At 71.2% G+C, this 24574-nt stretch carries 28 protein-coding genes and 1 riboswitch; of the genes, 9 read left to right on the top strand and 19 right to left on the bottom strand.

Annotated features, from left to right (window positions below; genetic code table 11):
• Positions 1 to 37: 37 nt before the first annotated feature.
• From AB0C46_RS26705 to AB0C46_RS26695, 3 genes are all read right to left on the bottom strand, one after another.
• Entirely contained in the window at positions 38 to 1078 is a 1041-nt protein-coding gene (locus tag AB0C46_RS26705) for a methyltransferase (protein ID WP_362830809.1), read from the bottom strand.
• 593 nt (positions 1079 to 1671) lie between these two features.
• Positions 1672 to 2112 carry an SPW repeat protein gene (locus AB0C46_RS26700; RefSeq protein WP_362830808.1) on the bottom strand — a complete coding sequence of 147 codons (441 nt, stop codon included), beginning with the start codon at positions 2110 to 2112 and terminating at the stop codon, positions 1672 to 1674.
• Between the two features lie 155 nt (positions 2113 to 2267).
• Positions 2268 to 2840 carry a histidine phosphatase family protein gene (locus AB0C46_RS26695; RefSeq protein WP_362830807.1) on the bottom strand — a complete coding sequence of 191 codons (573 nt, stop codon included), beginning with the start codon at positions 2838 to 2840 and terminating at the stop codon, positions 2268 to 2270.
• 157 nt (positions 2841 to 2997) lie between these two features.
• Positions 2998 to 3084: riboswitch (cobalamin riboswitch) on the top strand.
• A gap of 64 nt (positions 3085 to 3148) precedes the next feature.
• On the opposite strand from AB0C46_RS26695, the gene AB0C46_RS26690 reads away from it, so the two are divergent.
• Together AB0C46_RS26690 and AB0C46_RS26685 are read left to right on the top strand one after the other, a co-directional pair.
• Positions 3149 to 3367, top strand: coding sequence for a CbtB-domain containing protein (locus tag AB0C46_RS26690; protein ID WP_362830806.1), 219 nt, complete (start codon positions 3149 to 3151; stop codon positions 3365 to 3367).
• 15 nt (positions 3368 to 3382) lie between these two features.
• Positions 3383 to 4132 carry a CbtA family protein gene (locus tag AB0C46_RS26685; RefSeq protein WP_362830804.1) on the top strand — a complete coding sequence of 250 codons (750 nt, stop codon included), beginning with the start codon at positions 3383 to 3385 and terminating at the stop codon, positions 4130 to 4132.
• A gap of 112 nt (positions 4133 to 4244) precedes the next feature.
• Here the strand turns inward: AB0C46_RS26685 and ribA are convergent, their stop codons facing one another.
• Complete coding sequence (gene ribA / locus AB0C46_RS26680; protein ID WP_362830853.1) at positions 4245 to 4925, bottom strand: GTP cyclohydrolase II; 681 nt, start codon at positions 4923 to 4925, stop codon at positions 4245 to 4247.
• A 123-nt stretch (positions 4926 to 5048) separates the two neighbouring features.
• On the opposite strand from ribA, the gene AB0C46_RS26675 reads away from it, so the two are divergent.
• Together AB0C46_RS26675 and AB0C46_RS26670 are read left to right on the top strand one after the other, a co-directional pair.
• Complete coding sequence (locus AB0C46_RS26675) at positions 5049 to 5804, top strand: creatininase family protein (RefSeq protein ID WP_362830852.1); 756 nt, start codon at positions 5049 to 5051, stop codon at positions 5802 to 5804.
• Positions 5797 to 6636: a RibD family protein gene (locus AB0C46_RS26670; protein ID WP_362830803.1), complete on the top strand. Its 840-nt coding sequence runs from the start codon at positions 5797 to 5799 to the stop codon at positions 6634 to 6636. The genes AB0C46_RS26675 and AB0C46_RS26670 overlap by 8 nt, the downstream gene beginning before the upstream one ends.
• On the opposite strand, the gene AB0C46_RS26665 is transcribed toward AB0C46_RS26670, so the two are convergent.
• From AB0C46_RS26665 to AB0C46_RS26645, 5 genes are all read right to left on the bottom strand, one after another.
• The gene (locus AB0C46_RS26665; protein WP_362830802.1) at positions 6538 to 7542 is read right to left on the bottom strand and encodes a lysylphosphatidylglycerol synthase transmembrane domain-containing protein; all 1005 of its coding nucleotides are present in this window, start codon (positions 7540 to 7542) and stop codon (positions 6538 to 6540) included. The genes AB0C46_RS26670 and AB0C46_RS26665 overlap by 99 nt on opposite strands.
• Positions 7542 to 8417, bottom strand: a complete 876-nt coding sequence (locus AB0C46_RS26660; protein WP_362830801.1) for a class I SAM-dependent methyltransferase — start codon at positions 8415 to 8417, stop codon at positions 7542 to 7544. The genes AB0C46_RS26665 and AB0C46_RS26660 overlap by 1 nt, the downstream gene beginning before the upstream one ends.
• Positions 8414 to 9532 (bottom strand): glycosyltransferase family 4 protein, encoded by a 1119-nt coding sequence (locus tag AB0C46_RS26655; protein WP_362830800.1) that lies wholly within the window; start codon positions 9530 to 9532, stop codon positions 8414 to 8416. The genes AB0C46_RS26660 and AB0C46_RS26655 overlap by 4 nt, the downstream gene beginning before the upstream one ends.
• Entirely contained in the window at positions 9529 to 9927 is a 399-nt protein-coding gene (locus AB0C46_RS26650; protein WP_018091685.1) for a 6-carboxytetrahydropterin synthase, read from the bottom strand. The genes AB0C46_RS26655 and AB0C46_RS26650 overlap by 4 nt, the downstream gene beginning before the upstream one ends.
• Positions 9928 to 10013: 86 nt before the next feature.
• On the bottom strand, positions 10014 to 11000 hold the full coding sequence (locus AB0C46_RS26645) for a zinc-binding alcohol dehydrogenase (RefSeq protein WP_362830799.1): 987 nt from the start codon (positions 10998 to 11000) through the stop codon (positions 10014 to 10016).
• A gap of 166 nt (positions 11001 to 11166) precedes the next feature.
• Between AB0C46_RS26645 and AB0C46_RS26640 the strand changes: the two genes are divergently transcribed.
• The gene (locus AB0C46_RS26640) at positions 11167 to 11910 is read left to right on the top strand and encodes a CDP-alcohol phosphatidyltransferase family protein (protein ID WP_362830798.1); all 744 of its coding nucleotides are present in this window, start codon (positions 11167 to 11169) and stop codon (positions 11908 to 11910) included.
• Here AB0C46_RS26640 and AB0C46_RS26635 read toward each other — a convergent pair.
• Together AB0C46_RS26635 and AB0C46_RS26630 are read right to left on the bottom strand one after the other, a co-directional pair.
• Positions 11879 to 12046 (bottom strand): DUF6126 family protein, encoded by a 168-nt coding sequence (locus AB0C46_RS26635; protein ID WP_362830797.1) that lies wholly within the window; start codon positions 12044 to 12046, stop codon positions 11879 to 11881. The two genes, AB0C46_RS26640 and AB0C46_RS26635, sit on opposite strands and share 32 nt — an antisense overlap.
• Positions 12047 to 12351: 305 nt before the next feature.
• Entirely contained in the window at positions 12352 to 12750 is a 399-nt protein-coding gene (locus AB0C46_RS26630) for a metalloregulator ArsR/SmtB family transcription factor (RefSeq protein ID WP_362830796.1), read from the bottom strand.
• Between the two features lie 433 nt (positions 12751 to 13183).
• Between AB0C46_RS26630 and AB0C46_RS26625 the strand changes: the two genes are divergently transcribed.
• Positions 13184 to 13558 (top strand): VOC family protein, encoded by a 375-nt coding sequence (locus AB0C46_RS26625; RefSeq protein ID WP_362830795.1) that lies wholly within the window; start codon positions 13184 to 13186, stop codon positions 13556 to 13558.
• A 7-nt stretch (positions 13559 to 13565) separates the two neighbouring features.
• Here the strand turns inward: AB0C46_RS26625 and AB0C46_RS26620 are convergent, their stop codons facing one another.
• Positions 13566 to 14429, bottom strand: coding sequence for a siderophore-interacting protein (locus AB0C46_RS26620; RefSeq protein ID WP_362830794.1), 864 nt, complete (start codon positions 14427 to 14429; stop codon positions 13566 to 13568).
• A gap of 93 nt (positions 14430 to 14522) precedes the next feature.
• Complete coding sequence (locus tag AB0C46_RS26615) at positions 14523 to 16832, bottom strand: excinuclease ABC subunit UvrA (protein WP_362830850.1); 2310 nt, start codon at positions 16830 to 16832, stop codon at positions 14523 to 14525.
• A gap of 81 nt (positions 16833 to 16913) precedes the next feature.
• Here AB0C46_RS26615 and AB0C46_RS26610 point away from each other — a divergent pair, with 81 nt between their 5' ends.
• The 3 genes from AB0C46_RS26610 to AB0C46_RS26600 all read left to right on the top strand — a co-directional run bounded on the left by AB0C46_RS26610 (position 16914) and on the right by AB0C46_RS26600 (position 20347).
• Positions 16914 to 17714, top strand: coding sequence for a TetR/AcrR family transcriptional regulator C-terminal domain-containing protein (locus tag AB0C46_RS26610; protein WP_362830793.1), 801 nt, complete (start codon positions 16914 to 16916; stop codon positions 17712 to 17714).
• Positions 17715 to 18207: 493 nt separating this feature from the next.
• The gene (locus tag AB0C46_RS26605; RefSeq protein ID WP_362830792.1) at positions 18208 to 19311 is read left to right on the top strand and encodes a right-handed parallel beta-helix repeat-containing protein; all 1104 of its coding nucleotides are present in this window, start codon (positions 18208 to 18210) and stop codon (positions 19309 to 19311) included.
• A 7-nt stretch (positions 19312 to 19318) separates the two neighbouring features.
• A complete protein-coding gene (locus AB0C46_RS26600; RefSeq protein WP_362830791.1) occupies positions 19319 to 20347 on the top strand; it encodes a methyltransferase in 1029 nt (342 codons plus the stop codon).
• Between the two features lie 113 nt (positions 20348 to 20460).
• Here AB0C46_RS26600 and AB0C46_RS26595 read toward each other — a convergent pair whose 3' ends face one another.
• The 6 genes from AB0C46_RS26595 to AB0C46_RS26570 are packed head-to-tail and all read right to left on the bottom strand — an operon-like array spanning position 20461 to position 24555.
• The gene (locus AB0C46_RS26595) at positions 20461 to 20793 is read right to left on the bottom strand and encodes a TcmI family type II polyketide cyclase (RefSeq protein ID WP_362830790.1); all 333 of its coding nucleotides are present in this window, start codon (positions 20791 to 20793) and stop codon (positions 20461 to 20463) included.
• Between the two features lie 55 nt (positions 20794 to 20848).
• On the bottom strand, positions 20849 to 21322 hold the full coding sequence (locus AB0C46_RS26590; protein WP_362830789.1) for an SRPBCC family protein: 474 nt from the start codon (positions 21320 to 21322) through the stop codon (positions 20849 to 20851).
• Between the two features lies 1 nt (position 21323).
• A complete protein-coding gene (locus AB0C46_RS26585; protein WP_042152343.1) occupies positions 21324 to 21593 on the bottom strand; it encodes an acyl carrier protein in 270 nt (89 codons plus the stop codon).
• 15 nt (positions 21594 to 21608) lie between these two features.
• A complete protein-coding gene (locus tag AB0C46_RS26580; protein WP_362830788.1) occupies positions 21609 to 22859 on the bottom strand; it encodes a ketosynthase chain-length factor in 1251 nt (416 codons plus the stop codon).
• The gene (locus AB0C46_RS26575; RefSeq protein ID WP_362830787.1) at positions 22856 to 24124 is read right to left on the bottom strand and encodes a beta-ketoacyl-[acyl-carrier-protein] synthase family protein; all 1269 of its coding nucleotides are present in this window, start codon (positions 24122 to 24124) and stop codon (positions 22856 to 22858) included. Before AB0C46_RS26575 ends, AB0C46_RS26580 begins: the two co-directional genes overlap by 4 nt.
• On the bottom strand, positions 24121 to 24555 hold the full coding sequence (locus AB0C46_RS26570; RefSeq protein WP_362830785.1) for a cupin domain-containing protein: 435 nt from the start codon (positions 24553 to 24555) through the stop codon (positions 24121 to 24123). The genes AB0C46_RS26575 and AB0C46_RS26570 overlap by 4 nt, the downstream gene beginning before the upstream one ends.
• Positions 24556 to 24574: the final 19 nt, after the last annotated feature.

Raw genomic sequence — 24574 nt, 5'->3', positions numbered from 1 at the left:
GCCCGCCGGCGCCCGCACACGGGCACTCGCCGCCGTCTCACACCGGTGCGGCCTCGATGGTGCTGAAGCGGCTGGGCTCCGGGAGCCGGGTGACCGTCCGGACCTCGAAGCCCGCGCCATGGCACAGCTGCGCGAATTCGTCCCGGGTGCGCTCCCGGCCGCCGACGTTGACCAGCATGTTGAGGTCGCTGAGGTAGACGACCCCGGACACCGATGCATCGACCACGGGCGGCAGCACCGGCTCGACGATCAGCAGCCGGCCACCGTCGGGGACGACCCGCCGGCAGTGGCGGAGGATGTCCGTGCACTGCGCGTCGTTCCAGTCATGGATCACGCTCTTGAGGAGATATACCTCGGCGCCCTCGGGGGCGGTGGCGAAGAAGTCCCCGGCCACGAGGGAACAGCGGTCCGCCAGCCCCTCGTGCGCCAGCTTCGGGCCGGCCTGGGCGAGGCCCTCCACGCTGTCGAAGAGGATGCCGCCGAGCGACGGATGGGCCTGCAGGATCGCGGCGAGCAGGGTGCCGTCACCGCCCCCGATATCGGCCACGGTCGTGAAGCGGCCGAAGTCGAAGGCCGACGGCAGCAGGGCGGCGGTGTCGCGGCTGCCCTCGCTCATCGCGGCGTTGAAGTCGGCGGAGAGTTGCGGCTGTTCGGCGAGGTGGCAGAAGAAATCCCTGCCGAAGACCGCGTCGAAGGAGGTCTCGCCGGTGCGCACACTGTCGTCCAGCCGCTCCCAGGCCCGGAGCATGGTGGGGTCGCTGAACATCCGGACGAAGGAGTGCAGCGACCGGTGGCCGTCGCGGCGCAGCAGTGCGCCGGCCGGGGTGACGGCGAAGGTGCCGCCGGACCGCTCGTCGAGCAGTCCGAGACCGGCCAGCGCCCGTAACAACCGGCCCATGGCCTGCGGGTGGGCCGCGCACTCCGCCGCCAGTTCGTCCGCGGTCCGCGCGCCGTCAGCGATCAGATCGACGATCCCCAGCCGGGCGGCGGCGCCCACCGTATGGGTCGCCATCGCTCCGAAGGCGAGCCGGACCAGGGTCCCCTGGGCCTCGTCCGATGGCTGGTTCTCGTGCGACATGGTGTGACACCTCTCCGGTCAACGGCGTTACGGACAGGGCGTGACAGGGCACAACAACGCAGGCGGCACTGCACCCTTGACACCTTGGTTAGGCAACCCTAACTTCGCGCGATCAGCGGGGCAATGCCACATCTCCTTCGCCTTGCCTCTACGGCGCGGCCGTCCGCACGACCGGGAGAGGAGGGACGTCCCTGTCCCCGCACGACGACCGCGCCTTCGGTGAGCTCACCGAGCTGTTCCGGCACGGCGCCGCCCAGTGCCCCCGCCCCCGTCCGCCCTTACGTCACCCCGCCCGGCCACGTCTGCACCACCGCTTCGCCTGGCTGGCACCGGTCGTCGCGGCCGGCAGCCTGGCCGCCGGTATCGCGCTGGCCCACGGCCTGCTCCTGGCGAGCGGGCTGGTGCTGGCCGGACTACTGGGGCAGCTCTCCGCGAACGGCCGCGACCGGCGCCATTAGGGCCTGTCAGGCCCTGATCCGCCGGGCAGGTCGTGGCGCCGCGCGCCGCACCGCCCCGCACACACAGCCGCCGGTCACTTGCCCCCATCAGAGGCGAGCGGCCGGCGGCTTTTCACGCCCCCGTGGGGAGTGCGGTCAGGTGCCGCGGCGGCTCTTCGACGCTGCGGCGACACACATGGCACCGAGCAGGAAGGTCAGGACACCGATGATGAGGTTGTTCCAGATCACGCCGGCGTCCGGAGCGCTGCCGACGATCCACGGCGAGATGATCATCCACACGCCGATCGCGCACATCGCGCCACTCAGGCCGTACATCCGCTCAGGGGCCACGGTGAACCCGACCGCCATCAGGGCGATCGCGATACCGAGAATGAGGTTGTGCGCCACGAGCGCCGGCTGTGCGGCGGCGAAGTGGAGAACCCACGGTGAGACGGCGCAGTACAGGCCGACCAGGAGCACCGGTCCGTCGACGAGTACCACATCACGCCCGCCGAGCACCCGCTCATACCGTGCCTGCATCTCAGAAGCGTCGGGGTGACCTGCGAGATCTCCCCTGTGGTGTGAGACGTCGGCCATGCGACTCGCCTCCTTCGTTCACAAGTCTGGCCGTTCCGCGCGGCATCGGGCCGCGCATCTTTATTCTGCGCTTATGTCGCCTTTATGTGTAGATGAAGGGGCAGGTGAATTTTAAAGTTTTGCCGTCGCGCCACTGTCTTGCCGTCGCGCCACTGTCACCCGCGGCCCAGTTCCCGCCCCAGCCCCAGATTCCAGCGCCCGCCCCGGCCGCTCAGCTCGGTCACGGTCAGCGGCGGCACGTCCAGCCGCCAGAACGCGTCCGGAGAGACCCGCAGGGCACACACCGCCGCGGCGCGCACCACATCGGGTTCGACGACGGCCAGCACCCGGCCGGCGTCCAGGGCCATCCGCGTCAGCCAGCCCGCGATCCGGTCGCACAGCTGCCGCAGCGACTCCCCGCCATGCCCGGTGAAATCCGGGTCCGAGAGCCAGGCGGACACCGCGACCGGCTCGGCGTCGGCGACCTGGGCCAGGGTCCGCCCGCGCCAGCCACCCATCGCACAGCCCGCCAGCTCCCCCGCGGGCAGCACCGACAGCCCCAGCTCCTCGGCCGTGCGGCGGCACCGGACGGAGGGCGAGGCAAAGGTGCGGTCGACGGCCGGCAGCGCCCCGGCGGCGGACCGGACACGGCGCAGCCCGGCCTCACTCAGCGGGCCGTCGTCATCGAAGCGCACCTCACGCTGGGCATCGCCCGCGGCCGGTGAGACCAACATCACCCGAGTTGTCATGTCCTCTTCTCTCGCTCCACAGGGGCGGCAACCCCATGCCCGCACAAGGGAGTTGCCCGGGCGGCACGCCTTGCCCTGCGCCTTTCCGCCCCCTCCGCGGCCTTGGCCGGGGGGTCGGTTCGCGGTACCTTCCCGATGATATTGACGACGACATGACGGAAGCCGGTGGGATCCCGGCGCGGTCGCGCCACTGTATGTCCGGTTTTTTACCAGCCCCACAGGGCCGGGACCGGGCGAGCCAGACCCGGCATGTCGTTACGCACTCCAACGAACAGGGACGCGAGTTCCCCCGCACAGGAGGTCCTGCCATGGCCCAGACCATCGCACCCCCGGCCAGCGGCGCCGTCACCCCGGCTCCGATCCCCCTCAAGGCAATCGCCCCGTGGGCGCTGTTCATCGGCGTCCTGATGCTGGTCCTGCTGTACTTCATCGGCGCGGAGCAGGGTGCCACTTCACTGCTCTCCGGTACGGACGTCCACGAGTGGGTCCACGACGGGCGCCACCTTCTCGGCTTCCCCTGCCACTGATCGGACCCCGCACCCATGAACTCCGTCACCGTCAGAACCCTCTTGGTGCGCGGGATGCTCGCCGGTCTGGCCGCCGGTCTCCTGGCCCTCGTCGTCGCCTATCTGCTGGGCGAACCGCAGGTGGACGCCGCCATCGCGTTCGAGGACGCACACAGCCACGAACACGGGATGGAGGTCGTCAGCCGCGGCGTGCAGTCCACGGCGGGGCTGGCGACCGGCGTACTGGTCTACGGCGTGGCACTCGGCGGGATCGCCGCACTGGTCTTCTGCTTCGCCCTGGGGCGGATCGGCCGGTTCGGTGCCCGCACCACGGCGGCGCTGCTCTCCGGCGCGGCGCTGGTGGCCGTCTACCTCGTACCGTTCCTCAAGTACCCGGCCAATCCCCCGGCCGTCGGCGATCCCGACACGATCGGGACCCGCACCGCCCTGTTTTTCCTGATGATGCTGCTCGGCATCCTGCTGGCAGTCGCCGCCACGCTGTTCGGCCGGCGGCTGGCTCCGAAGCTGGGCAACTGGAACGCCACGGTCGCGGCCGGCGCCGCGTTCGTGGTCGCCATCGGCCTCGCCTATGCGTTCCTGCCCGCGTACGACAACGTGCCCGCGGGCTTCCCCGGCACACTGCTCTGGCAGTTCCGGCTGTCGGCGCTCGCCATCCAACTGGTGCTGTGGAGTGCCTTCGGGCTGCTCTTCGGTCACCTCGCGGAGCGCGTCGTACCGGCGCGGCAGGAGGCCACCTCGGCCGAGGCGGCACCCGCCGTCTCCTGAGCCGCCGGCCGGCCGCAACCCCACGAGGGAGGGCTCGCGACTCCGTGTCGCGGGCCCTCCCTCGTCGCATGGGGTGCCGTGCTGGTGCACGGTCCGGCCGCGTGCGGACGTATCAGGACAGACCGGGGATGCCGTCCAGATGCGGCAGATCGTGGTCGAGGCGCTCCCGTTTGGCGCGGAGGTAGCGGATGTTCTCCGCACCGGGCGGCATCAGCAGCGGGACCTGTTCGTCGACGGCGATCCCGTGCCGCAGCAGGGCCTCGCGCTTGCGCGGATTGTTCGACAGCAGCCGCACGGACCGGACACCGAGATCCTGCAGAATCTCCGCCGCGACGCCGTACTCACGGGCGTCGACCGGCAGCCCGAGCGCGATGTTCGCCTCGACCGTGTCCAGCCCGCCCTCCTGCAGCTTCATCGCGCGGAGCTTGGCCAACAACCCGATACCGCGGCCTTCATGGCCCTGAAGGTAGACGAGAATGCCGCGCCCGGCCGCCACGATCGCGCGCAGCGCCGCGGACAATTGATCGCCGCATTCACAGTGGGTGGACGCGAAGGCATCACCGGTCAGGCATTCCGAATGCACCCGGGTCAGCACCGCCTCCCCCACAACATCGCCGTGAACCAGGGCCACTTGCTCGATCCCGCTGCGGAGGTCCAGATAGCCGACGGCGAGAAATTCGCCGTAGGTCGTGGGCAGCCTGGCCGTCACCACCTGTTCCACGCCCGGCTTTTGGCCGAGGGCATCATCGATTGCGACACGGAGATCGGGGCCGGCAGAGCCGTCGGGGTCCATCATGGCGCGATCGTACCCGCGCGGGTAAATGATCGGCAGAACTCACTCAACATGACAACAAGTATGCTGCGACGCCGTGACAACCACGACTCCGCGAGTCGGCGACGAAAGGCCGCAGCACCCATGACCGCTTCGGGACACCCGACTTCGGCCCCCGGCCCGCTGCCGGCGGACACCACGGAGGACGTACGGGCACGGCGGCCGACGATGGCCGTACTGCCCATCGGCAGCTTCGAACAGCACGGCGCCTTCCTGCCGTTGACCACCGATACCGTCATCGCCTGCACCATCGCCCGGGAGGTGGCCGCCGGCCGTCCCGTCCAGGTGCTGCCGCCGCTGACAGTGTCCTGTTCGCATGAGCACGCCGCCTGGCCGGGAACCGTCAGTATTTCGGCGCGCACCCTGCATGCGGTCGTCACGGACATCGCCGATTCGCTCCGCCGGTCCGGTATCGACACCCTGATTCTCATCAACGGACATGGCGGAAATTACGTCCTGCGCAATGTGGTGCAGGAATCTGCCGGGCACGGCGTGCGCATGGCGCTGTTCCCCGGATCGGCCGACTGGGACGCGGCACGCACCCGGGCCGGGGTGGCGACACCTTCGCACACCGATATGCATGCGGGAGAGGTCGAGACGTCCATTCTGCTGTATGCCCATCCCGAATTGGTCAAGGAAGGCTATGAATCGGCGGATTGCGTCGCCGATGACCGGAAGCACCTGCTGACGCTCGGCATGTCGGCCTATACCGAATCCGGCGTCATCGGGCGGCCGTCGCTGGCGTCCGCCCGGAAGGGACGGGAATTGCTGGCCGGTCTGGCCAACTCATTCGGCGAATATGCCGTGTTGTTCGGCGACCGGGCGGAAGCCGATGTCTGAGCCGCTCGACGCGTCGGCCGCCTGGGACCGGCTGCGGCGTATCCGGACGACGGATGAGGCATTCGCCGCCGGGATGGTGGCGGACGGGGACGGCGGGCTGCGCTGGGGACGGCCCGCGACACCCGAGGCGGTGGAGCTCGCCGACCGCTATCTGCCGCTCTGCCTGGCCGGCCCACGGGTCGCGTTCGCGCAGCTCGGGCAGAGCCTGGACGGCTTCATCGCGACCCGTACCGGCGATGCCGACTATGTCACCGGCGCGGAGGACCGCTGCCATCTGCACCGGCTGCGCGCACTGTCCGATGCCGTGGTCGTCGGGGCCGGAACCGCCGTGGCGGACGATCCGCAGCTGACCGTACGCGCCTGTGCGGGCGACCACCCGGTGCGGGTGGTGCTCGATCCGCGGGGCCGGGTGCCGCGGGGCAGCGGGGTGTTCACGGACGGGGCCGCACCGACGCTGTGGGTGGTGGGACCGGAGGTCACCCCCACCGCCCGGGGCGCCGGAACCGAGGTCCTGGCGCTGCCGGATGTGGCCGCGTTCGCCCCGGAACGTCTGCTGGCGGCGCTGGCGGAGCGCGGGCTGGGCCGGGTGCTGATCGAGGGGGGCGGGGTCACCGTGTCGCGGTTTCTGCAGGAGGGGGCGCTGCACCGGCTGTATGTCACCGTCGCGCCGGTGCTGCTCGGCGACGGCGTCCCCGGCCTGCGGTTTCCCGGGACGCCGGTGATGCGGGAGGCGCTACGCCCGCCGCTGCGGCGCGCCCTGCTCGGCGAGGACACGCTCTTCGAGCTCGAACTGCGGGCGAGCGGTGCGCCATCCGGCGGACCGGAGGACTAGTACCGCGGCCCCCGGGAGGCTTGCGACGAAGGCGAGCACGCCGTAGATCACCGCGGTGGTGAGCCCCTGCGCCGCGCCCAGTCCGGCGGCGCCGAAGGCCCAGGCGGCGACGCCTTCCCGGGGGCCCCAGCCGCCCACGTTCAACGGCAGCGCCATCGCGAGCAGCGCCAGCACCACCAGCGGCACCAGCTCGGCGGTCGGTGCGGTGGCTCCCGCGACCCGGGCGGCCAGCACGAACATCCCGAGGTAGCCCGCCAGGACCGCCACGGACGAGAGCGCGACACCGGGCCAGACACCGCGGGCCAGCAGGCCCTGGCGTGCTTCGGCCAGTACGGTGCGCAGGGCGCGTTCGCCGCGGGAGGCGCCCCGGCGCCGGCGCAGCCGGACGGCCACCACCGGCACCAGCAGACCCACCGCGGCCACCGGCAGCACCACGGCGGGCGAGGCGAGGAAGCGGGTGACCGGTGCCAGGACCGGCGACGGCCGGGCGAGCAGTACCACCGCCCCGGTGACGAGCAGCACGACCTGGCCGGCGGTCCGTTCCAGGGCCACCGCACGGACGCCCCGGCCGAGGTCGCCGGAGGTACGGCCGTGGCGTACGGCGCGGTGCACATCGCCCAGGACGCCACCCGGCAGCGCCGCGTTGAGGAACAGCGCCCGGTAGTAGTCGGCGACGGCACGGCCGAGCGGCAGCCGCAGGCCGAGGCCGCGGGCCACCAGACACCAGCGCCAGGCACTGAACACCGTGGTCAGCACGCCGATGCCGAGCGCGGCCAGCAGGGTGGCGGCGTCGATCCGGCGCAGCCCGGCCAGGAAGGCCTGCGATCCCAGATGCCACACCAGCGCCACCAGGATGCCCAGTCCCGCGAGCATCCTGAGCCATGCCGCCCATTCGGACCGCTTCATCACACGCTCCCTGCCGGGTGCCGGGGCAGCGCCAGCAGATCGGTGTGGTGCACCGCGACGGTCAACTCCCCCGCCGCGCACTCCTCCAGCCGCCGCCGCAGATACGCGACGGCCTCGGGTGCCAGCTCCGGCCGCTGGGCGTGCGCGGCACCGACCCAGCCGCGCAGCCATTCGGCGGTCAGCGCGGACTCGGCGCAGCCGAGCCGCCACGGGCTGGACTGCACCAGCACCGTCGCACCGCGCCGTTCGAACGCCGTGACCGCCGCCGCGATCGCGTCCGGACCGAGCAGTGCGCGGCCCTGATCCGTGCGGAGCTGATGCTCGTTGAAGGCGTCGGTGATCTCGGCGTCGAACGGATCGGACGGGGTGAGCTCGACCCGCCCGGCGACGGAGAGGGCCAGCAGCGCCGGGGTGCCCGCGCCCACACAGGCCTCGGCGAGGTCGTCCACCTCCTCGCGGGTGAGCAGATCGAGCAGCGCGGAGGCGGTGACGAGCGAGGTGCCGGCGAAGTCGTCGGCGGTGAGCGCGGCCAGATCGCCGACCGCGGTCGTGGCGGCAACGGGCATGCCGTCGGCGGACGTTACCGGCATCCGCGCACCGGCGAGGGCGAGCAGCGCGGGGTCCAGGTCGTGCAGGATCCACTGCTGCGGGCCGGGCAGCCGGACGGCGAGCCAGCGCCCCATCGAGCCGATGCCACAGCCGAGATCACGGATCACCAGACCGCGGGGGCCGCCGGGCGGGCCCGCCGGGGCGGGCTGCGCCGCCAGCCACGCCCGCAGCGGGCGCAGCAGCTCGGGCGCCCGGGCCGCGGCGTCGGCGCGCTCCCGCAGATCCAGCCACCGCGGGGCGAAGCGAGGCCGGTCGGGCGCGCTCATCGCGTGCTCCGGGGCTTGTGCCGAAGCCGTTCCAGCACCCCGGCCAGACTGTGCGACGTCATCTCCCACCCCTCCAGCATGGCACGCCGTCCGCGTGCCGAACTCCTGACCCGGTCCCGCAGTTGTGGATCGCCGAGCCAGCCGCGCAGCGCATCGGCGAGCGCCGCCGGCGGGCCGGGCGGTACGAGCAGACCGGGCACACTGCCGTCGGGGGCCTGCCCGACCGCTTCCGGTACGCCGTCCACCGCCGTCGCCAGCACCGGAATCCCGCGCGCCAGCGCCTCGGTGACGACCATGCCGTACGTCTCGGCGTACGAGGTGAGCACCAGCAGATCGGCGGCGGCATAGCTCGCCTCCAGGTCCGCGCCCGCCCGTGGCCCGGTGAAGGTGATCCGGTCGCCAAGGCCGAACGTGGCCACCGCGCTGCGGAGTTGGGCGACGTACCCGGGGTCGCGGCCGAGCGCGCCGACACATGCGCAGCTCCACGGCAGATCGGTGACGGTCGCCAGCGCGTCGACCAGCCGGTGCTGTCCCTTGCGCGGGGTGACCGCGGCGACGCACAGCAGCCCGGTGGCGCCGTCGGTGCCGGGCGCGAGGGGCGCCGGGTCGGCGCCGGGGAGGACCGCGTGGACGCGCGCGGCCGGCAGTCCGTGGTGCGTGACGAGCCGGCGGGCGGCCCAGTCACTGGTGGCGACGACGGCCTCCACGGCGTGCAGCGTGCGGTGTTCACGGGCGTCCAGCTCCGCCGCCAGGGCGGGGTCGAGGCCGGTCTCGTCACCCAGCGGGAGATGCACCAGGACGGCGAGCCGCAGCCGTTCCGCCTCGGGGACGAGGATCTCGGGGACGCCGCAGGCGACCAGGCCATCGAGGAGGACCACGGCGCCGTCCGGCAACGCCGCCAGCCGCTGCGCCAGCCCGGCGCCGGCCGTGGCGTCCGGCCGCGGCCAGCTGCCGGGCAGCGCGTACGGCCGTACCTGCCAGCCCGCGGCCGGGAGGTCGCGGCACACCCGGCGGTCGTAGGTGTTGCCGCCGCTGGGTGCCGCCGGATCGTCGACGTCACCGGGCAGGACGACGTGCACCACCCGCTCCGCCGCGGTGGCGCCGGTGCGGGTCACAGAGTGCGCTCGTACGTCGCCCAGGCGATGTGTGACTCATGCAGGGTGACCGATATCCCGGCCAGCTCGCGTGCGCCCTCGCCGAGGTTGCCCGCCTCGATGCGGTCGGCAAGCCGGTCGGCGATGACCTTGGCCAGGGCCTCCGTCGAGGTGTTGATACCGGCGAAGGCGGGCTCGTCGTCGAGATTGCGGTAGTTCAGCTCACCGACCACGCCGCCGAGTTCCTGGGTGGCCAGGCCGATGTCGACGACGATGTTGTCGGCGTCGAGTTCCGCCCGGCGGAAGGTCGCGTCCACGATGAAGGTCGCGCCGTGCAGACGCTGCGCGGGGCCGAAGACCGCGCCACGGAAGCTGTGGGCGACCATCAGGTGATCGCGGACGGTGATGCTGAACAAGGCCGTTCCTCCGGTGTGATGTCGGTCTCAGTGGCGGTGTCGCCGGGGTCGAATTCAGGGCGGTTTCGAGGGGGCTTCGAGGGGGTTCAGCCGTCCGCCGGCGCGTACCGGATGCGGTGGCACAGCGCCGGGAGGTCGCCGGAGGCGAGCCGGGGCAGCACCGCCGGCAGATCCTCGAAGGCGGACTCGCCGGTGATCAGTGCGTCGAAGGCGGGGTCGGCGAGCAGGTCCAGGGCGAGGGCGAGCCGGTCGGCGAAGGTACGGCGGGCACGCCGGGCCGGGGAGACCGCGCCCACCTGACTGCTGCGGACGACCAGCCGACGGGAGTGGAAGGCCTCCCCCAACGGCAGGCTGACCTGCCGGTCTCCGTACCAGCTCAGCTCGATGACGGTGCCTTCCGGGGCGAGCAGTTCGAGCGAGCGCGCCAGCCCCTCCTCGGTGGCGCTGGCGTGGACGACGAGGTCGCAGTCGCCCAGGGCGTCCTGCGGCAGCGCGAAGTCCACGCCCAGTGCCTTCGCGGTCGCCTCCCGCGTGGGGTCGGCGTCCACCAGCTGCACCCGGACCGCGGGGTAGCGGGCGAGGACCGCGGCGACACTGCAGCCCACCATGCCCGCGCCGATCACCGCGATCCGGTCGCCGACCAGCGGCGCGGCGTCCCACAGAGCGTTCACCGCGGTCTCCACCGTGCCCGCCAGCACGGCACGCGAGGCGGGGACGGAATCGGGTACCGGAGTGACGGCGCTCGCCGGGACCACATAGTGCGTCTGGTGCGGATAGAGGCAGAAGACCGTGCGGCCCAGCAGCGCGGACGGCCCTTCCTCGACGACACCGACATTGAGGTAGCCGTATTTGAGCGGTGCGGGAAAGTCGCCTTCCTGGAAGGGCGCCCGCATCACGGAATGCTGGCTCGCGGGGACGCCGCCACGGAAGACCAGGGTCTCCGTTCCGCGGCTCACTCCGGAACAGAGTGTGCGCACCAGAACCTCATCGGCACCGGGGTCCGGCAGCGGCACCGACCGGATTTCACCCTGACCTGGAGCGTTTAGCCAAAACGCACAAGCGACGCGCGGCATCGGAATCCTCCTGGACGCTCCGGCGATGATTCGTCGATGCTGGGGATCATGAGAACGCCGTCACCATACGCGGCACCTCTCGACTCCGCCACACATCCCGGGAGGCATGGTGGCCGTACAAGAGCGTTACGACACAAGGCCGTTCGGACCGGACATAACGGCGGGCATGGGAGTGCAGCTGCTCGTACTGGAAGCGCTCTGCCGGGTGGCCGGTCTGGGCACCACGGGGTGGCTGACGGGCTGCGCGTTCGCCGTGGCCACCTGGCTCGTGCTCACCCTCGCGCTGCGCCGGTCGTGGACCCCGTCGTTCGGCATGGCCAACCGCGTCACGCTGGCCCGCACGATCCTCGTCGGCGGGGTGACGGCGCTGGTCGCGGACTCCTTCGAGCGGCCGGTGCCGGTCGCGGTGCTGGTCACGCTCGCCGCCGTGGCGCTGATCCTGGACGCGGTGGACGGTCAGGTGGCCCGGCGCACCGGCACGGTGACACCGCTGGGGGCGCGCTTCGACATGGAGGTCGACGCCTTCCTCATCCTGGTGCTCTGTGTTTATCTCGCGATGCCTCTGGGCGCCTGGGTGCTGGCCATCGGTCTCATGCGGTACGTCTTCGTCGCGGCGTCCTGGCCATGGCCCTGGCTGCGCGGCGCGCTGCCGCACAGCATGGCCCGGAAGACGGTGGCGGCGCTGCAGGGCGTCGTGCTGGTCGTGGCCGGTGCGGGGGTGCTGCCGCCGGCCTCGGCGGTCACCGCGGTGAGCGGGGCGCTGGCGCTGCTCGTGTGGTCCTTCGGGCGTGATGTCGCCTGGCTGTGGCGGGTCAGGGGGCTCACGGGCGCCCCGGCCGCGGTACATGGCCGGGACCCGGCCGAGGCCGCCCCGCCCGCTATGTCCCGGCGTGCCGGCCCAGATAGATGACGAGGGCCAGGAAGACCAGCAGCAGATGGCTGACGGCGAAGTAGAGGAACACCCGTCGCCACAGGCCGCGCCGCGGAGCCCGGTGGGTGAGCAGTACCGCGCCGGGCAGCCGCGCCAGCTGGGTCCCGGGGCGCACCGCGGTCGCCCGGGGACGCCGGACACCGCAGCGCGCCGAGGGGTGCGGGCGGACGGCGCTCTCCGGGCAGGCACGGCCGTGGCCGCGTGCCGTACGGATCGTCCCGCGTCCAGGGGGGCGCCCCCGGCAGGGCCGTACGGTGCCCGGACCGGAGGGCATGGGTATGCAGGTACGGGAGCGGACCGCCCGCCAGGGCGGCGGCCCCTTACGCCGCGGTGCGCCGGACATCCGCGATCACCCTGTTCCGGTGGGGCACATGCGGACCGTTCCCGTCCGGCCAGCGTTGACGGAGCGGAGCGAGCGGATCACGAGACCGCCCCCACACCACCGGTCGCCGGCACCCCACCGGCCGTCGGCCGCGCGCGGGCGTCGGCCTGCCGGAGTTCGGTGAGGAGGTCGTGCTGCCCGGTGAGCACCTCGGTGAGGGCCCGGCGGGCGGCCCGCAGCAGCTCGGTGACCTCGCCGCCGGCCAGCTCGTAGACGACGGTGGATCCGCTGCGGGTGGCCGTCACCATGCCCGAGCGGCGCAGGACCGCCAGCTGCTGGGAGAGGGCGGACGGCTCCACCCCGATCGCGGAGAGCAGACCGCTCACCGGCATCGGCCCGCTCTGGAGCAGTTCCAGCACCCGGATCCGGACCGGATGGCCCAGCATCCGGAAGAAATCGGCCTTGGCCTGACAGACCGGAAACCACGCACCGTTCATGTCCGCGCCCCGCTCCCGGGACCGGCCGCGGACCACGCCGCACACACCCGTTCCCCTGCCGATTCGGCGAAACCGCCCACGCATGTCCTCCGCGTTCAGGCCGCATGGCCATCGCGTCATCTGTTGAATTGCGGAATTCCGCAACTGTAGACGACGGGGGCGGGCCACTTGAATGGGTGTGGCGGACAATCCCGGTGCGGGTGCGGTACGGCGCGCGGTACGGCGCGCACTCGCCCGCCCGCGCACCACCCGGATCTCCCGCCCGGACGAACTCTTCGGCCTCCGCGCGCAGTTGCCGCACCTGCCGGGCGGGACCGTCGAGGACGAGGCGTTTCGGGCCAGGCGTGCACCGGGCACCGGTGCCGGAGCCGCCGGAGCCCGCCCGCCGGAATTCCGGTGGACAGCTCCACCCTCCAACCACATAGTGACGCCCATGACTTCACTGGTTCGTCACACCACCATCGACTGCACCGACGCCTATCGCCTGGCGAGCTTCTGGGCGGAGGTGCTGGACGGCTCGCTCGCCGAGGACGATCTGCCCGGCGATCCGGAGGCCACGGTCACGGCCGCGAACGGTGCGCTGCTGTTCGTCGCGGTCCCCGGGGCCAAGACCGGCAAGAACCGCGTGCACCTGGATCTGCAGCCGCAGGACCGGGACCGGGACGACGAGGTCGAGCGGCTGCTGGCGCTCGGCGCGATCCTGGTGGCCGACCATCGGCGGGCGGACGGGACCGGGTGGGTGACGCTGGCCGATATCGAGGGCAATGAGTTCTGCGTGGAGCGCAGCGCGGCGGAGCGGGCGGGCTGAGCCTGCCTCAGTCCTGCGGGGACCGGGCGGCGGCGAGGCGCTCCTGTGCCTCCGCGAGGTCCTCCTCGGTCGGGGCGTCGTCCTGGGTGAGCGTGCGGCGCCAGTACCCGCTGAAGTCGATCTGCCGTTTGCCGATACCGCGCTCCTCGACCAGATGGCGCCGGAGCGCACGGACCGCGCCCGCCTCGCCGGCCAGCCAGGCGAAGACCGGTCCGGGCGGGAAGGTGAGGGCGCGCACGGCCGCCGGCAGGGCGTCGTGACGCCCGTCCGCGTGCACCCACTGCACGGTGAGGTCCGCCCGGGTCGTGAGGTGCTGCTCCTCGGCCGCGTCGGCCACCTCGACGCAGGCCAGTGCGCGGGCGCCGGCCGGCAGCGCCTCGACGAGGGAGCCGATGGCCGGCAGTGCGGTCGCGTCACCGGCCAGCAGCAGCCAGTCGGCCCGGTCGAGCGGCAGCGGCTTGGCGTACGCGGCCACCGGGCCGTACCGGGCGAGGAGGTCGCCCACGGCGGCACAGGCCGCCCACCGGGTCGCCGGACCGGCCGTCGCCGTCGTCCCGTGCAGCACGAAGTCGATGGTGATCCGGTGCCGGACGGGGTCGTAGGAGCGCACCGTATAGCTGCGCATCCACGGCCGTTCGTCCTCGGGGAGGGCGAGGAACGCCTGGTACCAGCGCATCGGATCGCCGTCGGCGGCTGCGTCGGGCAGCCGGGGCGCACGCCGGCCCGGTCTCGGGAAGAGCAGCTTGAGCTGCTGGTCGGGCCAGGTCGGAAAGTCGTCGAGGCCGTCACCGGCGAAGGTGACCCGGACCATGCGCGGGGTGATCCGCCGGACGTCGGTGACCTGGATGAGCGCGACGGGCACGGCCGTCATCGGGGCCTCCATGGGGCAGCAGGGCTGGTGGTCTCCCCAGGGCTTGTCCGGTGGGCCGGTGTGGGCCCACCGGACAGGCCCTCGTACGGGGACTTATGCGGTGGGCGTCGTGAGGTAGCTCCGCAGATGGCGTGCCGTCAGCGAGTCGCCGGTGGCGACGAGATCGGCGGGGGTGCCGGTGAAGACCACCCGGCCGCCGTCCTGGCCGGCGCCGGGGCCGAGGTCGACGATCCAGTCGGCGTGGGCCATCACGGCCTGGTGGTGCTCGATGACGATGACGGTGTTGCCATCGTCGACCAGCCGGTCCAGCAGGCCCAGCAGCTGGTCCACATCGGCGAGATGCAGTCCGGTGGTCGGCTCGTCGAGGACATAGACGGCGCCCCGCTCCGCCATGTGGAGGGCGAGTTTGAGCCGCTGGCGTTCGCCGCCGGAGAGGGTGGTGAGCGGCTGGCCCAGACCGAGATAGCCCAGGCCCACCTCCGCGAGGCGGTCGAGGACGGTGCGGGCCTGCCCGGCGGTGAAGAACTCCCGGGCCTCGGCCACCGACATGGCGAGGACCTCGCTGATGTTCTTGCCGCGCAGGGTGTAGGTGAGGACCTTGGGGGTGAACCGCTTGCCCTCGCACTCTTCGCACACCGAGGCCACCCCGGCCATCATCGCGAGGTCGGTGTAGACCAGGCCGATGCCCTTGCAGGTGGGACAGGCCCCTTCGGAGTTGGCGCTGAACAGGGCGGCCTTGACGCCGTTGGCCTTGGCGAACGCCGTACGGATCGGGCCGAGCAGCCCCGTGTAGGTGGCCGGGTTGGACCGCCGGGAGCCCCGGATCGGGGACTGGTCGGCGATGATCACGCCGTCCCGCCCGGGCAGTGCCCCATGGATCAGGGAACTCTTGCCCGACCCCGCGATGCCGGTGACGACGGTGAGCACCCCGAGCGGGATGCCGACGCTGACGTCCTTGAGGTTGTGGGCGTTCGCGCCACTGATCGACAGCTCTCCCGCGGGCCGCCGGACCTGCTCACGCAGCGTGGCGCGGTGGTCGAGATGGCGCCCGGTCCGGGTGCCGGAGGTGCGGAGCGCGGCGACATCGCCGGTGAAGCAGACCTCTCCCCCGGCGGCTCCGGCTCCCGGGCCGAGGTCGACCACATGGTCGGCGATCGCGATCGTCTCGGGTTTGTGCTCGACGACCAGGACCGTGTTGCCCTTGTCGCGCAACCGCCGCAGCAGGTCGTTCATCCGCTGGATGTCATGCGGGTGCAGTCCGGTGGTCGGCTCGTCGAAGACATAGGTGACATCGGTCAGGCTGGAGCCGAGGTGACGGACCATCTTCACCCGCTGGGCCTCACCGCCGGACAGCGTGGCGGACTCCCGGTCCAGGCTCAGATAGCCCAGTCCGATCTCGACGAGCGAGTCGAGGGTGTGGCAGAGGGTGGCGACCAGGGGGGCCACGGCGGGGTCGTCGATGCCCCGGACGAAGCTGACCAGGTCGCTGATCTGCAGGGCCGAGCATTCGGCGATGTTACGGCCGGCGATCCGGGAGCCGAGCGCGGCGGGGTTGAGGCGGGCACCACCGCAGGCACCGCAGGCGGTGAAGGTCACCGCCCGGTCGACGAAGGCCCGGATGTGCGGCTGCATGGCGGCGCGGTCCTTGGCGAGATAGGTGCGCTGCACCCGCACCAGCAGGCCTTCGTAGGTGATGGTGGAGGTGCCCACCTTGATCTTGGTGGCGGGCTTGTGCAGGAAGTCGTCCCACTGGGTGGGGGTGTAGTCCTTGAGCTTGACGTCCGGGTCGAAGAATCCGGAGTGCGCGAGGGTCTGCCAGTACCACGAGCCGACGGTGAAGCCGGGAGCGGTGATCGCGCCCTCGTTGAGGGAGAGTTCGGTGTCCAGCAGCTCGTCGGTGTCGATCGCCGAGACCCGGCCGAGGCCCTCGCATTCCTGGCACATGCCCTCGGCGCTGTTGAAGCTGAAGGCGGTGGAGGTGCCGGCGTGCGGGGTGCCGAGGCGGCTGAAGATGATCCGCAGCATGGTGTGCGCGTCGGTCGCGGTGCCGACCGTGGAGCGGGAGTTGGCGCCCATCCGCTCCTGGTCCACGACGATCGCCGCGCTCAGATTGCGCAACGCGTCGACGTCGGGACGTCCCTGACTCGGCATGAAGGACTGGAGGAAGGCCGTATAGGTCTCGTTGATGAGCCGCTGCGACTCGGCGGCGATGGTGCCGAAGACCAGGGAGGACTTCCCCGAGCCGGAGACGCCGGTGAAGACCGTGAGGCGGCGCTTGGGTATGTCGAGCGAGATATCGGCGAGATTGTTCTCCCTGGCGCCGCGGACCTGGATCATGTCGTGACTGTCCGCGGCGGACGTTTCCCCGTCGCCCGCCCGCCGGCGGGTCTGCTGGTCCCCCATGTGTGCTGCCACCCCTCCTGATATCTTTACACCGTAAAGAGTTCGCTCGGGGACGTTACTTTATGGCGTAAGGAGTCGCAAGTGGTGGTTTTCGCGGGCCAGGGCGACGCCCGTCGTTCGATGGCGCTGCTGTGGCGGGCCGAAGGCTCCGCCGGAGCGCGGACGAGGCGGTGGCCCGGCCCCAAGCCGGCACTGAGCGTGGCGGCGATCGTCGACGCCGGGGTGGCGGTCGCCGACGCCGACGGTATGGCGGCGCTGTCCATGCGCGCGGTCGGCGAGCGGCTGGGGCGTACCGCGATGGCGCTCTACACCTACGTCCCCGGCAAGAGCGAGCTGGTGGACCTGATGTACGACCAGGTGCTGGCCGAGATGCCCACCGACTACGACCTGACGCCGGGCTGGCGCACCGCGGTGACCTCCTGGGCCGAGGACACCTGGGAGTTCTACCTCCGCCACCCCTGGGTACTCCAGGTCTCCCAGGCACGTCCGGTGCTCGGCCCCAACGAGTACCGCGCCCTGGAGACGCTGCTCCGCCTGCTGTACGCGACGGAGCTGAGCTCCGCGGTACTGCGGCGGGTCGTCGGAGCACTGTTCCACTTCATCCGCGGCGCCGCGCAGACGGTGACGGAATCACGGCTGGCCGCGGCCTCGACGGGGGTCTCCGACGAGGAGTGGTGGCAGGCCCGTTCCGGCCTGCTGACCGAGATGGTCCCCGACTTCGCGGAGCGCTATCCCCTCCTGGTCCGGCTTGAGACCGAGGGCGCCGCCGCGGACCCCGGCGACTCGGTCCCCTATCTGGAACGTGAGGCGAGGAGCACCTTCGACATCGGACTCGGCGTCATCCTGGACGGCATCGAGGCGGCGGTCCGTCGGGGCCGCTGAGCGGTCTCCCGCGGGCGGCGATCCGGCTTCCCCACGGCCGTTGGGGTGATCAAGCGCGCTCACTGCCCCCGGGCCGGTGTCGTCGGCCGGGCCTGGCGCGTTGGTCTTCCGTGACCGTTTTCCGTGCCCGACCATGGTTTCTGCCGACCAGCCTCGCGGCCTTCCTGACCGAGGTGTGGCCGGACGGGCCGGCTGATGACCCGTCGGATGCCCGGCCCGGCGCCGGGCCCGACGCGCCGTCGGGCACGCCGTCCGGCACCCCGTCCGATACCCGGTCAGCTGATTCCGGACCGACCGATTGCCGGTCGCGCCCCGACTCCCCCGGCGCCCTCGACGAGGCCCCGGACAAGCCCGCTGACCGGCCCTGACAGCGGGCCCGACGGCGGGCCGGGCAAGGGAGCTGACGGCGTGTCGAAAGCTGGCGTCTGCACACACCGTGACGATCGGGTCACTACATGTGGCGAGCCGGAGTGATCACCCATAGCTTCGCCTCATGGTGCTACGACACGTGAAATACATGGGCTGCGTCGCCGCGATGATGATCGGCGGCCTGGGTGCGGCGTCACCGTGCGATGCGACGGGACACCATGTCGTCCACGCAGGCGAGTCGATCCAACGCGCGGTGAACAAGGCAAGGCCGGGTGACACCATCGTCATCCGGCCCGGGATCTACAGAGAGAGCGTGCAGATCAACAAGTCCCGGCTGCACCTGGTCGGTGCGGGCCGGAAGACGGTGATCACTCCGTCGGGCAGACGGGCCACGAACGCCTGCGGGCAGGCCGGCCACGGCATCTGCGTCGTCGGGAAGAACAGAACGCTCCGGGACGTCAGCATCCGCTCGCTGACCGTCAGGGGCGCCAAGAAGACCGGGATCTGGGCCTCCGGGACCGACCGGCTCTCGGTACACCACGTGACCGTGCGGAAGAGCGGCGTGTGGGGCATCGCGCAGGAGAAGTCCATCCGGGGCATGTTCCGGGACAACACCGTCGTCGACAACGGCGACGCGGGCATCTTCCTCGCGAACAAGACCAAGGAAGAAGGCGGCGGCTCCGACACCCGGGGCGCCGTGATCAGCGACAACTACCTCGCAGGGAACCGGATCGGGGTCACGATCCGGCGGGTCAGGAACCTGACGGTCAGCTACAACACCATGACCAGGAACTGCGGTGGGGTGTTCGTCGTCGGCGACGAGTCCCGCCCCCAGGCCGGAGCGCTGACGGTACGGAACAACTCCATCTACAAGAACAACAAGTTCTGCAAGGGCAACAGCCGGCTGCCGGACATCCAGGGATCCGGCATCGTGCTCACCGGCGCCGAGCACGTCCTGGTGCGGCGCAATGTGATCCGGGACCACCATGGCAAGTCCCGGCTCTCCGGCGGTGTCGTGCTGTTCCACAGCTTCGTGAAGGTGCTCAACCACCACAACGTCATCAGCCACAACATCGTGCTGCACAACAAGCCGGTGGACCTGGCCAACCGGGACCTCCCCGGCAAGGGGAACCGGTTCATCCACAACGTCTGCCGGACCTCGGAGCCGGCCGGGCTGTGCCGGCGGCTGCACCGGGACGGGCTGAACCCGTCGTCAACGGGAGAATAGAGGCGCCATGACGACCGTAAGTCCCACTCCCCAGCCCGCCATGCAGCTCCGGGAGCTCATCTTCGGAGCCGCGTGTGCGGCGGCCGTACGGGCGGCGGCACGCCTCGGCGTCGCCGATGCCCTCGGCGACCGGCCCACCACCGCGGAGGAGCTGGCCGCCGCGGTGCACACCGAGCCGCAGCCGCTGGACCGGCTGCTGCGCGCGCTGTCCTGCTACGGGATCTTCGCCGAGACCAACGACGGGAAGTACGTCCACACGGAGATGTCCCGGCTGCTGCGGGAGGACACCCCGAACAGCCTGCGCTACATCTCCCTGTGGTGCACGGAGCCGTGGACCTGGGAGGCCTGGCCGCGGCTGGACGACGCGGTGCGCTCCGGGAGCAGCGTCTTCGACGACCTGTACGGCAAGGGGTTCTTCGACTACCTGCACCAGGACGCACGGGAGTCCGCCGAGGTCTTCGACCGGGCGATGACCACGTCCAGCAAGCAGTCGGCGCAGGACATCGCGGGGCTGCTCGATCTGAGCGGGGCGTCCTCGGTGGCGGACATCGGCGGTGGCCAGGGACATGTCCTCGCCGGCCTGCTGGAGAAGTACCCCACGCTCCAGGGCACCCTGCTCGATCTGCCCACGGTCGTGGCGAACCCGGACCCGCGGCTGCGGGACGGCGGCGCGCTGGCCCCGCGGGTACGGATCGTGCCCGGGGACTGCCGCGACGACATCCCGGTCCAGGCCGATGTCTACATCATCAAGAACATCCTGGAATGGGACGACGAGAGCACCCGCAGAACGCTGCGGAACGTGGTCAGGGCCGCCCGCCCCGGCGCCCGCGTCGTGATCATCGAGAATCTCGTCGATGACAGCCCCTCCATGAAGTTCACCACCGCCATGGATCTGCTGCTGCTGCTCAATGTCGGCGGCGCCAAGCACTCCAAGGCGAGCCTCGTCAGCCGTATGGCGGAGGCCGGCCTGAAGGTCGGCGACATCCTGGTCGTCAACCCGTATCTGCACGCCTTCGAATGCACCGTCCCCGAATGAGAAGGTCCGGGCACGGCAGGCCGCCCGGTGAGGAGAGTGCTCCTCACCGGGCGGCCTTGCCCCTGCCCGGGGATGCGCGGGAGCCGAGGGGTCCCCTCGGCTCCGCGGGCGCGTCAGCTGCTGCCGTCGCGCTGCCAGCTGTAGAACTGCTGGGCCATCGCGTCCTTGGGGCTTCGCCAGGTCTCCGGGTCGTAGGCGCTGACGAAGGCGGACAGCTTGTCGCTGACAGCGCGGAATTCGGGGTGTTCCGTCACCTTGGCGATCTCCGGGCCGGGCGGCCGGTCGGATTCGATGAGGTGCAGATACACGTCACCGAACTGGAAGAGGGTCCGCCGCGAGACACCGACCAGGTGGGGCAGTTCCGTACGGTCGGAGGCCTTGAAGACCTCGGCGATGTCCGGAGCCGAACCGGGTGCCATCCGAGCGACGATCAGAGCGTGATGCATCAGGGGGTCCCTTCGTTACCGCCGAGCGGCGGTCCGAACGCGGCCTGGCGGGCCGTCAGCTGACGGTGGCGGACCGGAGTTCGCGGTCCCGCTGCTCGATCCGGTCCCGGATGAGCTCCATCTGGATCCGGGAGTTGCGGTTGATCATCTCGGTCATGCCCTTGTCGTCGACCGGAGCGTCGGGCTTCATCGCGAAGTCCTGGGTCCAGTGCATCGAGGTGCCGCCCGGGATCTCGGCGTACTTCCAGTGGATGTCCATGTGCGCGAACGGGCCGGTCTCGACGCGGCGGGCGCGGACCGAGCGGTTCTGACGGTCGACGACCCGCTCGGAGACCCAGCTCCAGACCGTGCCGTTGTCGTCCGGGTGCATCGTCAGCCGGAAGGTGGTCTTGTCACCTTCCCTAGACAGCACCTCGACCGAGGCGTACTCGCTGAACAGCTGCGGCCAGTTCTCGATGTCGTTGGTGATGTCCCAGACGAGGTCCAGGGGGGCCGCGATGGTGATGTCGTTCTCGGTGTGGCCAGGCATGTCATGCTCCTGTCGTAGGCACGGTGTCGTTGGCGGTGTTGACGAGGGCGAGGAAGTCGCGCGGCGTCTTGCAGCGCTCCGCGTCGGTCGGCATCGGCCGGCCCTGCCGGTTCTCCAGCTCGCCCACGATGCCGAGGAGGCCGAGCGAGTCGAGTCCGAAGTCCGCGAAGGTCGCGTCCTGCCGGTTCGCCAGCTCCTTGGGGTCGACGGTGAGGCCGGCCGCGGACTTCATCAGTGCGGCCAGCTCATTGAGCGTCAGTTGAGCGGTCATCTGAGGTTCTCCTTCTCATGAGGGGGACCCGGAGCCCTTCCGCAGCACCAGCGCCGCGTTCGAACCCATCAGTCCCCGGCTCAGCACCAGCGCCGTCCGCAACTCGGCCGGGCGGGCCCGGCCGGTCACCACGTCAAGGTCGTGGCAGACGTCGACGACGTTGGGGGTGGGCGGCACGACGCCGTGCTCCATCGCGAGCACCGCGGCCGCGGTGTCCAGGACGGGGGCGCCGCAATACGCCCGTCCGGTGCCCGTCTTGGGTGCGGTCACCGGGACCTGCGAGGCGTGCCGGCCCAGGGCGTCCGCGAGCGCCAGCGCCTCGGCCCGGTCGGCCGCGGGAACACCGAGCGCATCCGCGAACACCACGTCGATCTCCTCCGGGGCGCACCGCGCATCCTCCAGCGCGCCACGGATCGCATGGGCGAGCCCCTCCCGGGACTCCTCCCACAGGGAGGCCCCGGTGAAGGTCGCGGCATGCCCGGCCAGCACGGCCCGGACACTCGCCCCGCGGCTCCCGGCCGCCGCCTCCTCCTCGACGATCAGCATCGCGCCGCCCTCGGCGGGCACGAATCCGCATGCGCCGCTGGTGAACGGGCGGTAGGCGCGGGCCGGATCGTCGAGCTTGCTCAGATCGTCGTAGCCGAGCTGGCAGACGACCGAGTAGGGGGCCAGTGGTGCCTCGGCGGCACCCACGACGACCGCGTCGGTGCCGCGCCGGATGGTGCGGCCGGCATGCGCCAGGGCATCCAGACCGCCCGCCTCGTCGCTGGCCACGACTCCGCACGGCCCCTTGAAGCCGCCACGGATGGAGATCTGTCCGGTGCTCGCCGCGTAGAACCAGGCGATGGACTGGTACGGGCCGACATGGCGGGAGCCCTGGCCCCAGAGCCGTTGCAGCTCCCGCTGGCCGAACTCGCCACCACCCGATCCGGCGGCCGTGACGACTCCCACCGCGAACGGTGAGTCGTTGTAGTCGGCACGGCCGAGACGCGCGTCGTCCAGCGCGAGATTGGCCGCCGCCATGGCGAAGTGGGTGAACCGGTCGGTCTGGACGAGGTAACGCTCCTCGATCAGATCCGCCGGATCAAACCCCCGGACCTCACCGGCGACCTTCAGGGGCAGATGCTCACACCCCTCACGGGTGACGTGGTCGAGGACACTGATGCCCTCCACCGTCGCCTTCCAGAAGGTCTCGGTGCTCACCCCGTTGGGGGCGATGACGCCGATGCCGGTGACGACGGAACGACGTTCCTTCGGGGAGCTCATGATGCCCTCCCACCCTGTCGGGTCAGTACCACCGCTGACTGGAATCCACCGAAGCCGCTGCCGACCGAGAGCACCGAACGCAGCGGCAGCTCCCGGGCCGTCTTGGGCACATAGTCGAGGTCGCACTCCGGGTCCGGAGTCTCATAGTTGGCCGTCGGCGGCACCACCTGGTGGGTGAGTGCCAGCACACAGGCCACGATCTCGATCGCGCCGATCGCCCCGAGCGAATGGCCCACCATGGATTTGATGGAACTCATCGGCACCTTGTGAGCATGGGCACCCAACGACCGCTTGACCGCGGCCGTCTCGTGCCGGTCGTTCTGCTGGGTGCCCGAGCCGTGCGCATTGACGTAGTCCACCTGGGTGGCGTCGACTCTGGCGTGGCCGAGTGCGCGGTTGATCGCCTCGGCCATCTCCAGGCCCTCCTGGGTGAGACCGGTCATGTGGTACGCGTTGCCGAAGGTGGCATAGCCACGTATCTCACAGTGGATGGTCGCTCCACGGGCACGGGCGTGTTCCAGCTCCTCCAGGACGAGCACTGCGCCGCCCTCGCCCATCACGAATCCGTCGCGGTTGGCGTCGAACGGACGGGAGGCGTGTGCGGGATCGTCGTTGTTCGCCGAGGTCGCCTTGATCGCGTCGAAGCAGGCCACGGTGATCGGGGAGATCGGCGAGTCCGAGGCACCGGCGATGCACACATCGACCCGGCCCTCCTCGATGGAGTGGAAGGCGTACCCGATGGCGTCGAGGCCGGAGGTGCAGCCCGTGGAGACGGTCTGCACCGGGCCGTGGGCGCCGATCTGTTCCGCCACCGCGGAGGCGAGCGAACTCGGGGAGAACGCCCGCTCCAGGTGGCGGCCGGCCGGCCGGTGGTCGACGTCCCAGCGTGCACCGTGGCTGCTGACGGCGACATAGTCGTGCTCCAGCCGCGTGGTGCCGCCGACCGCGGTGCCCAGGGACACCCCGACGCGCCAGGGGTCCTCGGCCTCGGTGTCCAGGCCGGCGCTGCGCAGCGCCTCGTCCGCGGCGACCAGCGCGAACTGGATGTACCGGTCCGAGCGGGCCACCTGCTCCTCGCTCAGACCGTGGGCCGCGGGATCGAAGTCGCACTCGGCGGCGATACGTGAACGGAAACCCTCGGGGTTGAAGAGGGTGATGCCACGGGTCGCCGTACGGCCGGAGGACAGCAGGTCCCAGAAGGCGGGCACACCCACGCCGCCCGGAGCGACGATGCCGACGCCGGTGACCGCCACGCGGCGGGTCATGACACCGGCTCCGTGCGTTCCGGTGGCGCGGCCGGTGTGCTCTCCTCCGTGCCCTCGGTATCGACGTGTCCGAGCTCGGGGCGCGGTGCCAGCGGGCCGAGGTGGAAGACCATGCGGGCCTCTTCGTCCCCGACATTGCGGAAGCGGTGCCGCATGTACGGGGGGATCAGCAGACCCTGGTCCGGGCGCAGCGGGTGCGGTTCCCCGTCGAGGTCGACTTCGAGGGCGCCTTGCACGACGTACACGAACTCCTCGGAGTACGGGTGGTAGTGCTCGCCGATGCGCTCGCCGGGCTGCACGAGTGCCATGCCCATGAAGCCGCTCGTGGCGCCCACCGCGCTGGGTGTCAGCATGGCGCGCAGATCACCTCCGCGCCGGCGGTTGGGCTGGGTCTCGCTGAGGTCCACGATGCGTGGGCGGTGCGTGGTCATGGCTGTTCCTCCAGGGGCG

The organism is Streptomyces sp. NPDC048637 (assembly GCF_040650675.1).
In the GTDB taxonomy this organism is placed as follows: domain Bacteria; phylum Actinomycetota; class Actinomycetes; order Streptomycetales; family Streptomycetaceae; genus Streptomyces.
The sequence above is the reverse complement of the archived record's forward strand: the minus strand, read 5'-3'. Positions and strand labels throughout refer to the sequence as shown.